Source organism: Herbaspirillum sp. 3R11, assembly GCF_004563925.1.
Classification (GTDB): Bacteria; Pseudomonadota; Gammaproteobacteria; order Burkholderiales; family Burkholderiaceae_D; genus Herbaspirillum.
Map to the genome: position 1 here is coordinate 387,621 of NZ_SPNJ01000005.1, position 14,622 is coordinate 402,242.

Sequence of the window (14,622 nt, forward strand, 5' to 3'; positions counted from 1 at the left end):
GGTTCCAGAAACGCAAAAGGTCGATTGATTTTCATCAATCGACCTTTTATGTTTTGGTGCCCACGGAGGGACTCGAACCCCCACACCTTGCGGCACATGGACCTGAACCATGCGCGTCTACCAATTCCGCCACGTGGGCCTAAAACGTTGTCACATCATCTGTGCAGCGCTTAGAAGGGCTGAATAATACTGGCATTGTGTCTGATGGTCAACAAAATAATGCCGGAAAATTCCGGCGATTTGAAGGCGGCGATGACGAGCGAAATGACGGGCGTGAAGGAGCGGTTTACAGTCAGAAATCAGAGGGGGGGAAGGGCGTTGAATTTTGTGACTCAGAAAACGCAAAAGGCTGGTTGATTTTCATCAACCAGCCTTTTATGTTTTGGTGCCCACGGAGGGACTCGAACCCCCACACCTTGCGGCACATGGACCTGAACCATGCGCGTCTACCAATTCCGCCACGTGGGCTTCACGCTGTAAAAGCGAAAGAACGAGATTATAGCGCAATTTCTGTGGATGTCAATCACTTGGAAGCATATGCCGGAATTATTTCCTGCGACCATTCCGCGCGGTAGCCTTTCGCCGCCTCGTGTTAGGTATCGCGTTAGGTAAATAGCCGCAACCTCCGTTACACTAGGGCATGTTGCGCCGTGCCATAGCCCGGCCAACGGTATTCCAACAGCGCGTCAGGTAATTCGCCAGGCGTTGCTGACGAATAACAATTTACGCGAATATACTTTTGAGCCAATTTCCCTATTCCATCCCCAGCCGCGAGGAAATTCTCGGCATCCTGCGCACCTCTTCCGGCGCGCAAAACACAATGACACTGGCCGCCGCGCTCAGTGTCAAACCTGAAGAAATGGATGGCCTGACGCGCCGGCTGAACGCGATGGAGCGTGATGGCCAGATCAAGGCTGACCGTTCCGGCAATTACCAGCTTACGCATTCAGACAGTTTTATCGAAGGTCGCGTCAGCAGCCACCGCGACGGTTTCGGTTTCCTGTTGCCGGAAGACGGCAGCGCCGACATCTTCCTGCCCGAGAAAGAAATGCAGAAGGTCTTGCACGGCGACCGTGTTCAGGCCCGCATCATCGGCACCGATCGTCGCGGCCGTCCGGAGGGCACCATCGTCGAAGTGGTGTCGCGCGCCAATACCCACGTTATCGGCCGTCTGCTCAATGAGAACGGCGTCTGGGTGGTGGCGCCTGAAGACAAGCGCATCGGCCAGGACGTGATCCTCGCGGGTTCGCCGGGCAAGGCCAAGGCCGGCCAGGTGGTCAGCGTTGAACTGACAGAGCAGCCTTCGCGCTATACGCAACCGGTCGGCAAGATCGCTGAAATCCTCGGCGACATCGACGACCCCGGCATGGAAATCGAAATCGCCGTGCGCAAGTACGGCGTCCCCCATGAATTCTCCGAAGCCGCCAAGAAACTGGCGTCGAAACTGCCGGGTGAAGTCCGCGCCGCAGATCTCGACGACCGTGTCGACTTGCGCGACGTGCCGCTGGTCACCATCGATGGCGAAGACGCACGCGACTTTGACGATGCGGTGTATTGCGAACCGATCAAGATCGGTCGCTCCACCGGCTACCGTCTGATCGTCGCGATCGCTGACGTCAGCCATTATGTGAAGCCCAACGATGCGCTCGACGTCGATGCGCTGGAGCGCAGCACCTCGGTGTATTTCCCGCGTCGCGTGATTCCGATGCTGCCGGAGAAACTGTCGAACGGCCTGTGCTCGCTGAACCCCGATGTTGATCGCCTCACGCTCGTGTGCGATGCGGTCATCACGGCCAAGGGGGAAATCAAGGCCTACCAGTTCTACCCTGCGGTGATCCATTCGGCCGCACGCCTGACCTATACCGAAGTCGCGGCCGTGCTGGCCAACACCAAGGGACCGGAAGCCGCCAAACGCGCCGGCGTGGTGCCGCATCTGCTGCATCTGTATGAAGTGTTCCAGGCCTTGCTGCAGGCGCGCCATGCGCGCGGCGCGATCGATTTCGAGACCACCGAAACCTACATCGTCTGCAACGCCGCCGGCAAGATCGAAAAGATCCTGCCGCGCACGCGCAATGACGCCCATCGCCTGATCGAAGAGTGCATGCTGGCGGCCAACGTCTGCGCCGCCGACCTGTTGCACCGTCATGAGCATCCCGGCCTGTACCGCGTCCACGCGGGACCGACCAAGGAAAAGCTCACGCAATTGCGTACTTTCCTCAAGCAGATCGGCCTCAATCTCAACGGCGGCGACAAGCCGAGCGCGTCCGATTACGCCGAGCTGATGCCGAAGATCAAGGCGCGTCCCGATGCCTTGCTGGTTCAGACCATGCTGCTGCGCTCCATGCAGCAAGCGGTCTACAGCCCCGAAAACATCGGCCACTTTGGTCTGTCGTATGAGTCCTACGCCCACTTCACCAGCCCGATCCGCCGCTATCCCGATTTGCTGACGCATCGTGCTATCAAGGCAATTTTGCAGGGCAAGCGCTACGAGCCCAAGGGCATGGACACCAGCGTGCTCAACACCATGCTGTCGCCGGCCGCACGCAAGGCGCAAGCGGTTGATCGCGCCAACGGCAAGAAGAAATCGGAAAGCAGTATCGCCATCTGGGAAGCCCTCGGCATCCACTGTTCCGCCAACGAGCGCCGCGCCGACGAGGCGTCGCGCGACGTCGAAGCATGGCTCAAGTGCTACTTCATCCGCGACAAGCTGGGCGAGGAATTCACCGGGACGATTTCCGGCGTCGCCACGTTTGGCATCTTTGTCCAACTGGACGCGCTGTACATCGAAGGCATGGTGCACGTCACCGAGCTGGGTGCGGATTACTTCCAGTACGACGAAGCGCGCCATGAATTGCGCGGCGAGCGCACCGGCATCCGTTATCAGCTTACCGACCGCGTTACGGTGCAAGTCAGCCGCGTCGATCTCGATGCGCGCAAGATTGACCTGCGCCTGGTAACCGAACCCGGCATCCGTACCATTCTCAAGAATGAGGCGCGTCGCGCCGACAATGCCCAGCAAGCACGCAGCAAGGGTGGCGCCGGAACCAAAACCGGCGGTGCCGGGAAAGCGGCTCCTGAGTCTGCAGCACCTCCGGCGAAGGCCGGCAAGGCGGCAGGCAAAGGTAAGGCAACTGTGCGCAGCGGCGCTGCAAAGGGCGCGGTCGAGTCGGAGCGCAAGCGTCCGGCGAAGGGTTTTTCCCGTCCCAGCAAGAAAAAGCGCTGATCCGGCTCAACCGGCATCAGGCAATCCAGGTAATTGAAGCAATCAGCAATTTGGCAAGATAAGGCAAGAAGTAGAGCACATGAAAAGTAAAATGATTTTTGGTTTCCACGCCGTCACCTCGCGGATTCGTCACGAGGCGTCGTCGGTGGAAGAATTGTATGTCGACGCGGACCGCAACGACGCCCGCATGCGCGATCTGCTGCATGCGGCCAAAGCGGCCGGCGTGCGCATCATCCAGGCGGACGACCAGCGCCTGTCGAATATCGTCGGCACGCGCCGCCATCAGGGTGTCGTCGCCAAGGCCGGCGAACTGTCGCTGGCGCGCAATCTGGACGAGCTGCTCGACGTTGTCGAAGGCCCGCCATTGCTGCTGATCCTCGACGGCATCACCGATCCACATAACCTTGGCGCCTGCCTGCGGGTGGCAGACGGCGCCGGCGCACATGCCGTGATCGCGCCCAAGGATCGTGCCGTTGGCCTGAATGCTACCGCTGCCAAAGTCGCCAGCGGCGCCGCCGAAACCGTTCCCTACATTACCGTGACCAATCTGGCGCGCACCATGCGCGACCTCAAGGACCGCGGCGTCTGGCTGATCGGCATGGCCGACGACGCCGAAAAAGATTTGTACGCCGGTGATTTTTCCGGCCCGACCGCGCTCGTGATGGGCTCGGAAGGCGAAGGCATGCGTCGCCTGACGCGTGAAACCTGCGACCTGCTGGTCAGCATCCCGATGTTCGGCTCGGTCGAGAGCCTGAATGTCTCCGTCGCTTCCGGCGTCTGTCTGTACGAAGCGCGCCGGCAGCGTCTGCCCAAGTAATTCGGGCTGCCTGCCGGGATCCCGGCAGGCGATTCTTCCTCTGTGTTGCCCCCCTGTGATCCCTTTATTGACGCCAGGAAAGCCGATGCCTGTTCGGCAAGACTGTCGGTAAACGATTAAGATTGCACATTCCGCATTGACACCGACATTATGTTCAGCCGACTCCGAGAAGACATCTCCAGCATCATCGATCGTGATCCTGCAGCGCGCAACGCCTGGGAAGTCCTGACCTGTTACCCGGGCCTGCACGCGGTGGTGTTGCATCGTGTTGCGAACAGGTGCTGGGTGATCGGCCTGAAGTGGCTCGGGCGTTTCATTTCGCAGCTGGCGCGCTGGTTCACCGGCATCGAAATCCATCCGGGCGCCACCATCGGCCGTCGGGTATTCATCGACCACGGCTTCGGCGTGGTGATCGGTGAAACGGCGGAAATCGGCGACGACTGTACGATTTACCAGGGCGTCACGCTTGGCGGGACGTCGCTTAACAAGGGCGCCAAGCGCCATCCGACGCTGGGACGCGGCGTCATCATCGGTGCCGGTGCACAAGTGCTGGGCGGCTTCACCGTCGGGGACGGTGCCAAGGTCGGCTCCAATGCTGTCGTGGTCAAGGAAGTACCGCCGGGCGCCACAGCGATCGGCAATCCGGCGCGCGTGGTGCGCAAGGAAGTGCCGGATCCGCGCGAGCATGCCGCTGCACGCATGTTCGCCGCCTATGGCGTCACGCCTAATGGCGACGATCCCTTGTCGAAGGCGTTGCACGGCCTGATCGATCAGGCTGCGGCGCAGGAGCATCAGATCGAAGTGATGCTGGCCGCGCTCAAGAGCGCGGGCATCGGCTGCCAGAAGCTGGAGGAGTTGGAGAAATTCGATCCCGCCCGGCTCAACAAATTGGTGGAATAAAAAAAGAGGAGCGTATTGCTCCTCTTTTTTATTGCGCGCGGCTTTGGTGCCGAATGTGATTCAACGTAACTCAACGCCGGCGGCATCGAAACGATGCAGCACGCCATCGGCAGTCAGGCTGATCCAGCCACCGCGTGCGACGTCGACGTCGTACTCCCAATCGGACAATACATAGCGCAGGCGCGTCTGCCCACCCGCTTCCACAGCATGCAGGGCAGGGCGATGCGTGTGGCCGTGGATCAATACCTGCGTGCCGGTGCTGTCGTAAAGCGCGGCAATGGCGTCGGCATTGACGTCCATGATCTCGTTGGATTTTTCCTTGTTGGCGTCCTTGCTGTTCTGGCGCACGCCTTCGATGATGGCCTTGCGCTGTGCCAGCGGCATGGCCAGGAATTGCTGTTGCCACGCCGCTTGCCGCACTTGTGCACGAAACGCCATGTAGGCAGTGTCGTCGGTGCATTGCGCGTCGCCATGCGCCAGTGCGATATCGCGTCCGGCCAGATGGATCACATGCGGATCACCAAGAATGGTCAGTCCGGCGGCTTCCGCGAAAGCCGGTCCGACCAGGAAATCACGGTTGCCGGCAATCCAGAACAGCTGCAAGCCGCGTTCGCTCAACTGACGCAAGGCGTCGGCGATGGCGCGGTTGTAGGGCGTTTCCAGATCGTCGTCGCCGGCCCAGTATTCGAAGATATCGCCGAGCAGGTAAAGCTGCTGCGCGAACGCGGCATGCCCGGTCAGGAAATCAAAGAAGGCCTGCGTCGTGCGCGGCAGCGCGGCCTGCAGGTGCAGGTCGGAAATAAAAAGCGCAACCGCCCGGGGTTGCGCTTCTTGTACGGATGAAATGTCGGTCATCGCTGAAGATCGATGCAGGACGATCAGATCACTTCAGCCTTTTCGATCACCACGTCTTCGACCGGCACGTCGGCGAACATGCCCGAGCGGGTGGTCTTGACGTTCTTGATCTTGTCGATCACGTCTTTGCCTTCGGTGACCTTGCCGAATACGCAATAGCCCCAGCCGTCCTGGCCCGGGAAGTCGAGGAAGCTGTTGCTCTTGACGTTGACGAAGAACTGGGCCGAGGCCGAATGCGGCGCCGATGTACGCGCCATGGCCAGTGTGTACGGCTCATTCTTGAGACCGTTCTTGGCTTCGTTTTCAACTGGATCGTTGGTCGGCTTTTGGTTCATGCCTGGTTCGAAACCGCCGCCCTGGATCATGAAGCCATCGATCACGCGATGGAAAATGGTGCCGCTGTAGTGACCGGAATTGACGTAGGCCAGAAAGTTTTCAACCGTCTTCGGCGCTTTTTCAGCCTCCAGTTCGACTGTGAAGGTGCCGTGGTTGGTAGTGAAGAGAACAGCCATGAGAATTCCTTTGCGTGAAAAATGAAATGATGCGAAAAATTATACGGTAATGCGTGCTGCAGCCCGGCGGCGACTTACTTGACCAGCGTCGCCGACTGGATCACCACCGGCGTGACAGGCACGTCGTCGTACATGCCGCTGCTGCCGGTGCGAACCTGCTTGATCTTGTCGACTACGTCCGCGCCTTGCACGACCTTGCCGAACACGGCGTAACCCCAACCGTCGCGGCTGGGATAATCCAGCGACTGGTTGTTGTTATTGACGTTGATGAAGAACTGGGCTGTGGCGGAGTGCGGATTCGAGGTGCGCGCCATGGCGATGGTGTACGCATCGTTTTTCAGGCCGTTCTTGGCTTCATTCTTGATCGGCGCGTCAGTCGGCTTTTCGCGCATGTCCTTGTCGAAGCCGCCGCCCTGGATCATGAAACCCTTGATCACGCGATGGAAGATGGTGCCGTTGTACTGACCCTTCTTGACGTATTGCAGGAAGTTGGCCACGGTGACCGGTGCCTTGTCGGCATCGAGTTCCAGTGTAATGTCGCCCATGCTGGTTTTGAGCAGCACGCGTGGCGCGTCGGCGGCATGCGCCAGCACGGCAGCGCCGGACAGGGAAATCGCGGCGATGCATTGCAGCAGCTTGCGGCGGGACAGGACTTGAATCATGAGGAGCTTTCCTTGCTTGAAAACGGCTGAAAATAGACGGCTTGAATTGATGGCCTGGATGTCGACGGGAAGACCGGATTCGCTCAGGCTGCGCCTTCGTAGACGATCTTCCATTGCGATCCTTCTTTTTGCCAGTACTGGCGCTTGCGGACCGCATTCTTGTTCTTGCCGACGGCAGTTTCCTGAATGAAAGTACTTACGATCAGTTCATCCTTGCCGGGGTAGCGATACAAGCTCAGGTCTCGCACTTTGACACTGGAAGGACGGGCGCCGTTCAGGCTTTTTTGCTGGCGGCTGAACCAGGTGCTGAGGCTTTCACCCAGGTTGGAGCGGAAGGCCGGCGAATAATTTGCCAGCACCTTGTCGGCATCGGTGGCTTCCATGTCCTGCTGCCACTGGTCCATGAATTTGCCGGCCGAGCCGCGATCCTTGTCCCATTCCGTCTTGTTGACGAACTGGATGCCATCGCTGATCACAACCACGGTCTTGCCGACTTCGGCAGTGGAATACAAACTTTGCAGGTCGGGATTGGCCAGCACCACGCAGCCGTCGGACGACAGCGGCGGACGGCTGAAATTGTCGGAAGGCGTGCCGTGCAGCCAGATGCCGGAACCGCTGCGGCCGTTGCGCTTGTCCCATTCATTGGGATAATTGAGCGGCAGCGCGCCGGTACCGTAGAAGTCGGGCAGCTTGGGGCCGGGGATGCGGGCATTGACGTAGTACACGCCGATCGGCGTGCGCTGGTCGCCTTCACGCGACTTGTTGACGCCGTAGCGGCCTTGCGAAATGTAATAGTCGGTGATGAAGCGCAACTGGCCGCCCTGATTCTCGTAGACGTACATGCGCGAACGGCTGGTGTCGACCACCAGCACGTTCTTCTGGTCGTCGCCGACTTGCAGCACCGGCTTGGGAATCAGGTTGGGGTTGGGGCGCTCCTGCAGCGACTTGATGCGCACCATGGCTTCGGCGCGCAGATCCTTGAGCTTGTCGGCCGGGGCATCGGCCATGGCGCCGAAGCCCTTGACCGGACGCGCATGCATCATCAGCAGATCGCCGCGCACCAGATGGCCGAGGCGGAAATGCGGATACGCCGCCACCAGCGCATCGGCCTTGGCTTGCGCTTCCTGCAGGCGGTTGTTGCCCAGGTCCTTGTAGATCTCGATCAGCAATGCCTCGGGATCCGGCTTGCGGATCTCCGATTGCAGGGTCTGCGGCGGAATGGCGGAAGAGGAGGCGACACTGGTTGCGACCGGCACGCAGGCCAGGCAACTCAGCATCAGTCGTCCGAGGACTGATCGCAAGGGCAATCCCTTGCGTGTATTAGCAGCAAAACGAACCATCAGCCTCCCGAGCGCTCCTGTTTGATCAGCCACTTGTTGCCCTGTTTGGTCAGGATCAGTGTCTTGCGGCTGTTAACTGTCAGACGGTTCGAATTATATATCTGACGGAAGCGGACCGTTGCGGTGTCGTTCTTGATGGCGATTTGCGGCGCCTCGACCTTGACGGTGATATGGCCTTTTTCCTCGATGCGGGCGCGGCGCTCGTCAGCCCATTCCTTGCGCGATTCGCCCTTCGGCGTCTGGAAATCGTTGCCGTAAGCGGCCAGGTAGGACTTCACGTCCAGGTCGCTCCAGGCCTTGGCCCAGTTGTTGACGGCAGCCAGGATGGCGGTCTTGTCTTTTTCTTCACGTGCGGATTCGGCTGCCTTTGCGGCGGCCTTGTCAGCCTTTTCTGCAGCCTTGTCGGTCTTGCCAGGCTTTTCGGTCGGCTTTTCAGCCGGTTTTTCGACGGGCTTCTCGACTGGTTTTTCAACCGGCTTTTCAGCAGGCTTCGGCGTCGGTTTCTCAGCTGGCTTCTCAACCGGTTTTTCCGTCGGCTTCGGCTTTTCGACCGGTGCGACTGGTTCTGGTTTCGGTTCCGGCTTCGGTTTGGTTTCCGGCGCTGGTGTCGGGGCAGGTACCACGACCGGCGCGGCAGGCGTCGACGGCTTGTTGTTGCCGGTATTCGCGCTCGCCAGTTTCGGGATGGTGCCGCCGGTAATATTGCCGGATAGCGTACGCACCAGCGTCAGCTTGGGCTGCGGCACATTGCTGCCGGGGTCGATCTGCAGTGCCTTGTCGTAAGCCTGGCTGGCCAGCTTGGCGTAGATGTCGCCAAGGTTCTCCAGCGCGGTGGCGTAGGTCGGGTTGGTGCGGATCGCCATGTCGAGCGTGGTGCGCGCCTTGTCATATTGACCATTGGCGGCGTACAGCACGGCCAGGTTGTTGTACGGCTCAGGCAGGTCGGGGAAGTCTTCGGTCAGCTTGCTGAAGATGGCGATGGCTTCGGCGGACTTGTTCTGTTCCGCAAGGATCAGCCCCTTCACGAAGCGCATCTGGGCGTCGCGCGGATGCTTGGCAAGGACCGCGTCGGTCTTCACCAGAGCATCGGCATACTGGCCGTTGCGCATGAGTTTGCTGATGTCCGAAACTTCGCTGGCCTGCACCGAGTAGATTGCGGCGATCAAGCCGGATAGAATAACGGTCTTGCTCAAAATGCCACGCAATGCATTGCGATAAGTGTGCGGGGATGCAAGAGGCATGGTTTTCATCAATGCTATACTCAAACGAAAAGACGCATTTTATCAAAGAAGCACTATAAAAAGGGTTTTGGCAATCGTGTTGTATTCATGTTGTAGACCGCTATAAAACAACAAGCGCGGACGCACTGAAAACGTGCTGGCAGATGGCAACCCGCGCCTCTTGCTCAGCATTGAAACACCACACGAACCATTGCCGGAACCGATATTTCCCATTCATGAGCAATCTGAAAATCTATAACACGCTGGCGCGTGATAAGCAGACGTTTTCCCCAATCGAACCGGGCAAGGTCCGCCTTTACGTCTGCGGCATGACCGTCTATGACTACTGCCATCTCGGCCATGCGCGCGTGATGGTGGTGTTCGACATGGTGCAGCGCTGGTTGCGCGCGACCGGTTTCGACGTGACTTATGTTCGCAACATCACCGACATCGACGACAAGATCATCCAGCGCGCCATCGAGAACCGCGAATCGATCGGCCAGTTGACGCAGCGTTTCATCGACGCCATGGACGAGGATTCCGCCGCCCTCGGCGTGCAGAGGCCCGACCATGAACCGCGCGCCACCGCCTATGTGCCGCAGATGCTGGACCTGATCAGCAAACTCCAGACCAATGGCCTGGCTTATCAAGGCAGCGACGGCGACGTCAATTATTCGGTGCGTGATTTCCCCGGCTACGGCAAATTGTCGGGCAAGTCGCTCGACGACCTGCGCGCCGGCGAGCGCGTCGACGTCAACACCGGCAAGCGCGATCCGCTCGACTTCGTGTTGTGGAAAGCCGCCAAGGAAAGCGAGCCGGGCGAAGTCAAATGGGATTCACCCTGGGGCAAGGGCCGTCCGGGCTGGCATATCGAATGCTCGGCCATGGCGAGTGATTTGCTGGGCGATCATTTCGACATCCACGGCGGCGGGCAGGACTTGCAATTCCCGCATCATGAAAACGAGATCGCCCAATCGGAAGGCGCGCACCAGCACACCTTCGTCAATTATTGGATGCACAACGGTTTCATCCGTGTCGACAATGAAAAGATGTCGAAGTCGCTGGGAAATTTTTTCACCATCCGCGACGTCCTGAAAAAATACGATCCTGAAGTGGTACGCTTCTTCATTCTGCGTGCGCATTATCGTAGCCCGTTGAATTATTCGGATGCGCATCTGGACGACGCTCGTGTTGCCTTGACTCGTCTTTACACGGCGCTGAAAGACGCTCCGGTCGAAACGGCGGAAGTGGCTGCCTCAGCGTCTGTGGATCAAAGCGATGTCTATGCACAGCGCTTTGCCGAAGCAATGAACGACGACTTCAATACACCGGTGGCGGTTGCCGTGTTGTTCGACCTCGCCAATGAAGTCAACAAGAGCAAGTCGCCGGCGCAGGCGCGGCAGTTGAGGGCGCTGGCGGGTGTGATCGGATTGCTGGAGCGACCTGCCGAAGCTTTCCTTCAAGGCGGTCAAGGCAGTGAAGCCGAAGGCCTGTCCGCAGCAGATATCGAAGCAAAGATCGCGGCGCGCGTCGCCGCCAAGCAAGCAAGGAATTTCGCCGAAGCAGACGGCATCCGCGCGGAACTCGCTGCGGCCGGCGTGATTCTGGAAGACAAACCGGGCGGTTTGACCGAGTGGCGACGAGGCTGACGAGAATGATAAAAAACAATCCCGCTGATCCAGCGATCAGCGTACCGGCATATTGGGAGCAAGCCAAAGCGGAGTTGATGAAGCGCGACCGCATCATGCGCAAGCTCATTCCGCAATTCGGCGACCTGCAACTGACCGGCCGCGGCGACGCCTTCACCACGCTGGCACGTTCCATCATCGGACAGCAGATTTCTACCAAGAGCGCCCAGGCGGTCTGGCAACGTTTCCTTGAAGCATGCCCGAAGTGCATGCCGGCCCAGGTCATCAAGGCCGGCCCGGAGAATCTTGTGGCTTGCGGGCTGTCCAAACGCAAGGCTGAGTACATTCTCGATCTCGCCAGTCATTTCAAGGCAAAGACCGTCCATCCCGACAAATGGGCGGAGATGGAAGACGAAGACGTCATTGCCGAGATGCTGCAGATTCGCGGGATCGGCCGCTGGACAGCCGAGATGTTTTTGATATTTAATCTGCTGCGGCCGAATGTGCTTCCCTTGGACGATCCGGGCTTGCTCAAGGGCATCAGCGACAGTTATTTTTCGGGCGAACCGGTATCGCGCAGCGATGCGCGCGAAGTCGCCGCGAACTGGGAGCCGTGGCGCACCGTCGCCACCTGGTATCTGTGGCGTAGCCTGGATGGCGCCACCTCCTGAAGGTTGAAAAGATTGCCGCCTGCGACCAATGTTGGCAAAGCGGCAATGCGAATAGAAGGCATGCGGGCTGTTATACTCGCGCCTGTTCATGAAAATGCGTAAAGGAATACGATGAGCAAGTCGACAACGACATTTCTGGGTTTCGAGCAGGCAATCGCCGAGCTGGACGCCAAAATCGAAGAGTTGCGCTTTGTGCAAGACGACTCGGCAGTCGATATCTCGGAAGAGATCGAGCGCCTGGTCAAGAAGAGCCAGCAACTGACCAAGGATATCTACGCCAAGCTCACGCCATGGCAAGTGTCGCAGATCGCCCGTCATCCGCAACGTCCGTACACCATGGACTATGTGAATGAAATCTTCACCGACTTCCACGAGCTGCACGGCGACCGCACCTACGCGGACGACCTGTCCATCGTCGGCGGTCTGGCGCGCTTCAACGGCCAGGCCTGCATGGTGATCGGCCATCAGAAGGGCCGCGACACCAAGGAACGCGCGCTGCGCAATTTCGGCATGCCGAAACCGGAAGGCTATCGCAAGGCCATGCGCCTGATGAAAGTCGCCGAAAAATTCAATTTGCCGATCTTTACCTTCGTCGACACCCCGGGCGCATTCCCCGGCATTGACGCGGAAGAGCGCGGCCAATCCGAAGCGATCGGCCACAATCTCTACGTGATGGCCGAACTCAAGGTGCCGCTGATCGCCACCATCATTGGTGAAGGCGGCTCCGGCGGCGCGCTGGCGATCGCCGTGGGCGATTCGGTGCTGATGCTGCAATATGCGACGTATTCGGTGATCTCGCCGGAAGGCTGCGCCTCTATCCTGTGGAAGACCGCCGACCGCGCGTCCGACGCCGCTGAAGCATTGGGCCTGACCGCGCATCGACTCAAGGCCATGGGCCTGATCGACAAGATCGTCAACGAACCGCTGGGCGGCGCCCATCGCGATCCGAAGCAAATGGCCTCGCTGCTCAAGCGCGCGCTGGCCGATACGCTGCGTCAATTCCAGGGCGTCAAGACCAAGGAACTGATGGCCGCGCGTCACGAAAAGCTGATGAGCTACGGCAAGTTCAAGGAACTCAATACGCAGGAATAAACCTGGCGCCGGCATCGCTTCCTGCAAGTTGCAATGCCGGTGTACTGTTCCCACGTTCCGCAGATGGCCTCGCTCGAGGCCATTTTTCTTTAGCGTCTCGATGTCGGCTGCAGGTGCTGTCAGGGGCGCTGAATTTCGTTTCATCATTTGCGTCATCACTCACTACTCGCGCGCAGGAAAATCACCATGTCCGCTTCAGGCGCCGTCCTCACGTTGCAAGAACAATTCTCCCAGACCATTGAGGCGCTGAGCATCCCGCATCGCGTCGACAACGAGCGCACGCTGGTCGACGTGTTTCCCGTCATTGCGGTGGCCTACAGCGGCGGACTCGATTCGTCGGTGCTGTTGCATCTCGCCGCCGCCTTTGCGCGTGAGCAGGGTGTGCGCCTGTTCGCCTTCCACATCCATCACGGCATCAGTGTCAATGCCGATCAGTGGCAGGCGCATTGCCGCGCGCAATCCGAACGACTCGGTGCGGAGTTCGATACGCGCAACGTGACGCTGGCCGCGAAGGACAAGAGCGGTGTGGAAGAAGCGGCGCGCGTGGCGCGTTACCAAGCGCTGGGGCAACTGTGCCGGGAGCATGGCGCGGGCCTGCTGCTGACCGCGCATCACCTCGACGACCAGGCCGAAACCGTGCTGCTGCAGATGTTGCGCGGCTCGGGCGTAGCCGGCATTTCAGGCATGGACAGCGCCAACAAGGCAGCGGAATTGCTTGGCGACACCGGCCTGCTGATGGCGCGTCCCTTGCTCGGCGCATCGCGCGGCGAGTTGGAGCAGCACGCGCAGCAAGAGCAGGTGACGTACGTCGAGGATGAGTCCAACAGCGACACGCGTTATGCACGCAATGCCTTGCGTCATGAAGTGATGCCGGTGCTGACGAAATTTTTCCCCGGTTTTCAGGAACGCTTTGCGCGTGCGGCAGGGCATGCGCAAGCGGCGCAGCGACTGTTGACGGTGTTGGCGAATCAGGATCTTGCTGCGTGCCTGGAGGGTGAATATCTCAGCGTGCCGGCATTGCGCCGACTGGATCCCGAGCGTGTCGACAATCTGTTGCGCCATTGGCTGGGACTGCGCGGATTGCGGATGCCGTCGTCGGCGTGGCTGTTCGAGTTGCGTACGCAATTGCTCGATGCAAAATACGATGCGCAACTGTGCGTAACGCATCCTGATTGCCAGGTGCGGCGTTATCGCGATCGCGTCTTCCTGACGCCGCGTCGCCCGCCTTTCGACGAGAACACAGGGCCGCAACCATTCATTTGGCGGGGCGAAGACAAACTGCATTTTCCGCAGTTTTCAGGCAGCCTGTTTTTCGAAGTTGCGGAAATCGGTTTCAACGCTGCATGGTTGCGCGAGCAATCCTTTTCCGTGTGCTTGCGCAGCGGCGGTGAACGCGTCCGGCTGGCGTGGAATCGGCCCGCCAAGAGTCTCAAATATCATTTCCAGAACATGGATATCCCGGCGTGGGAGCGTCCCTATCTGCCGCTTGTTTTTGCGCAGGAACAGATCCTGTACGCGGCGGGCCTCGGCATGGATTGCCATGCGCAACCGAAGCCTGATGATGACAGCAAGGAGCGTCGGATTGCCCTGCGCTGGCAGGCCGATCTGGGCTGAATGCTGAAGTCCGGTTTCTTCGACTCGCAATGAAAAACGGCTTGCCATGTTCAATGGCAAGCCGTTCTTTTTTTGCGCTCCCTGAGCG

General features: G+C 59.4%; 12 protein-coding genes and 2 tRNA genes. 7 read left to right on the forward strand and 7 right to left on the reverse strand.

All coding sequences use genetic code 11. The features are described from left to right. Positions 1-54 precede the first annotated feature (54 nt). Positions 55-139 (reverse strand) — tRNA-Leu (locus E4P32_RS21850). Positions 140-383: 244 nt separating this feature from the next. Further along, positions 384-468, reverse strand: a tRNA-Leu gene (locus E4P32_RS21855). A gap of 271 nt (positions 469-739) precedes the next feature. On the opposite strand from E4P32_RS21855, the gene rnr reads away from it, so the two are divergent. From rnr to cysE, 3 genes are all read left to right on the forward strand, one after another. Continuing rightward, complete coding sequence (gene rnr / locus E4P32_RS21860; protein WP_116435666.1) at positions 740-3,223, forward strand: ribonuclease R; 2,484 nt, start codon at positions 740-742, stop codon at positions 3,221-3,223. A 79-nt stretch (positions 3,224-3,302) separates the two neighbouring features. After that, positions 3,303-4,040, forward strand: a complete 738-nt coding sequence (rlmB, locus tag E4P32_RS21865; RefSeq protein ID WP_116435667.1) for a 23S rRNA (guanosine(2251)-2'-O)-methyltransferase RlmB — start codon at positions 3,303-3,305, stop codon at positions 4,038-4,040. A gap of 150 nt (positions 4,041-4,190) precedes the next feature. After that, positions 4,191-4,940 (forward strand): serine O-acetyltransferase, encoded by a 750-nt coding sequence (gene cysE, locus E4P32_RS21870; RefSeq protein WP_116435668.1) that lies wholly within the window; start codon positions 4,191-4,193, stop codon positions 4,938-4,940. A gap of 60 nt (positions 4,941-5,000) precedes the next feature. On the opposite strand, the gene E4P32_RS21875 is transcribed toward cysE, so the two are convergent. The 5 genes from E4P32_RS21875 to E4P32_RS21895 form a co-directional block, all read right to left on the reverse strand. After that, positions 5,001-5,795, reverse strand: coding sequence for a UDP-2,3-diacylglucosamine diphosphatase (locus tag E4P32_RS21875; protein WP_116435669.1), 795 nt, complete (start codon positions 5,793-5,795; stop codon positions 5,001-5,003). A gap of 23 nt (positions 5,796-5,818) precedes the next feature. Then, positions 5,819-6,307, reverse strand: a complete 489-nt coding sequence (locus E4P32_RS21880; RefSeq protein ID WP_116435670.1) for a peptidylprolyl isomerase — start codon at positions 6,305-6,307, stop codon at positions 5,819-5,821. 74 nt (positions 6,308-6,381) lie between these two features. Continuing rightward, a complete protein-coding gene (locus E4P32_RS21885; RefSeq protein ID WP_116435671.1) occupies positions 6,382-6,969 on the reverse strand; it encodes a peptidylprolyl isomerase in 588 nt (195 codons plus the stop codon). Between the two features lie 83 nt (positions 6,970-7,052). Next, positions 7,053-8,309, reverse strand: coding sequence for a L,D-transpeptidase (locus E4P32_RS21890; protein ID WP_116435672.1), 1,257 nt, complete (start codon positions 8,307-8,309; stop codon positions 7,053-7,055). Beyond that, positions 8,309-9,559, reverse strand: a complete 1,251-nt coding sequence (locus tag E4P32_RS21895; RefSeq protein ID WP_116435673.1) for a nuclear transport factor 2 family protein — start codon at positions 9,557-9,559, stop codon at positions 8,309-8,311. Before E4P32_RS21895 ends, E4P32_RS21890 begins: the two co-directional genes overlap by 1 nt. A gap of 206 nt (positions 9,560-9,765) precedes the next feature. Between E4P32_RS21895 and cysS the strand changes: the two genes are divergently transcribed. The 4 genes from cysS to tilS all read left to right on the forward strand — a co-directional run bounded on the left by cysS (position 9,766) and on the right by tilS (position 14,534). Beyond that, positions 9,766-11,178: a cysteine--tRNA ligase gene (cysS, locus tag E4P32_RS21900; protein WP_116435674.1), complete on the forward strand. Its 1,413-nt coding sequence runs from the start codon at positions 9,766-9,768 to the stop codon at positions 11,176-11,178. Between the two features lie 5 nt (positions 11,179-11,183). Next, positions 11,184-11,828 (forward strand): DNA-3-methyladenine glycosylase, encoded by a 645-nt coding sequence (locus E4P32_RS21905; RefSeq protein WP_116435675.1) that lies wholly within the window; start codon positions 11,184-11,186, stop codon positions 11,826-11,828. Positions 11,829-11,939: 111 nt separating this feature from the next. Beyond that, entirely contained in the window at positions 11,940-12,920 is a 981-nt protein-coding gene (locus tag E4P32_RS21910; RefSeq protein ID WP_116435676.1) for an acetyl-CoA carboxylase carboxyltransferase subunit alpha, read from the forward strand. A 186-nt stretch (positions 12,921-13,106) separates the two neighbouring features. Further along, entirely contained in the window at positions 13,107-14,534 is a 1,428-nt protein-coding gene (tilS, locus tag E4P32_RS21915; RefSeq protein WP_116435677.1) for a tRNA lysidine(34) synthetase TilS, read from the forward strand. Positions 14,535-14,622: the final 88 nt, after the last annotated feature.